This is a genomic window from Bartonella sp. MU70NMGDW (assembly GCF_042194085.1).
GTDB classification, from domain to species: domain Bacteria; phylum Pseudomonadota; class Alphaproteobacteria; order Rhizobiales; family Rhizobiaceae; genus Bartonella; species Bartonella grahamii.
In genome coordinates this window covers 1-844 of the sequence record NZ_JBHIMK010000505.1, presented here as the reverse complement: position 1 = coordinate 844, position 844 = coordinate 1, and the positions used below count along the sequence as shown (strand labels likewise).

Here is an 844-nt window from a genome sequence, read left to right as displayed (position 1 = left end):
TTGCTGTCTTTAAAGCATTCTCTGTTTGCTTTTGCCGTTCGCTTTGCTTGCCAAGGTGAAATGCCTTGGCTAAAGCCATAAAAAAAACGGCTAAAGCCGCTGTAAACATAAGAGAATATTTCTTTATCCAAAAAATCATAAGCGTTGCTCCCGAAACCGCTTGGCAACAATCACTATGCCCGTTACAGCCGCTAAAACCATGATGCCTGCTAATGCCCATTGCACCGGTCCATTGCCTGCTAACAAGCCACCAAAACCAGAACAAGACCCTATAATCGGGGCAAGTGCTTCTACCTTGAAAAGACCCGTTGCCATTTTCGTTTCTACCCTTTGATAATTTGAAGAAACATAAGACCCTTTTGCCCATAATCCCGCTTCTGCTGCTCGACGGTTGGCTAAACCCGCAAGAGGCTTCCCACCAACCTTATTCCATTTCTGTAATTCTAAGGGTACGGCTTCATAATCGCCTTGATTAAGCTTCTTCAACAATGTTGACTTGCGAAAAGCAGCTGTTCCTACGTTATAGCAAAACGATACCAATGCCGCGAATTGGCAATCCGTTAACGAAACCGTAACCGATTCCTCTACCGTCTGCTCAAATTGCTTTAAGTCTTTACAAAGGATTTCTTCTGCTTGCTCTTGGCTAATACACATGCCTTTTTTGACAAGGGGGTGACCCGCATTGCTGGTGTGACCATAACCAATCGTCCAGACACATGCCGTATCTCTATAAGCCTCTAAACGCAATCCTTCCCATTGTTTGATAAGCTCTAATCCTTCTTTCGATATCTTTCTCATCTGACGCTCCATAAAAAAAGCCCCACAAAAGTGAGGCTGGATAAAA

The 844-nt window shown here is 44.0% G+C and carries 1 protein-coding gene; it reads right to left on the bottom strand.

Going from position 1 to position 844, the window contains the following annotated elements; translation table 11 throughout:
- Nucleotides 1-135 precede the first annotated feature (135 nt).
- Nucleotides 136-798 (bottom strand): lysozyme, encoded by a 663-nt coding sequence (locus ACFIKE_RS11850; protein ID WP_375650145.1) that lies wholly within the window; start codon nucleotides 796-798, stop codon nucleotides 136-138.
- Between the last annotated feature and the right edge of the window lie 46 nt (nucleotides 799-844).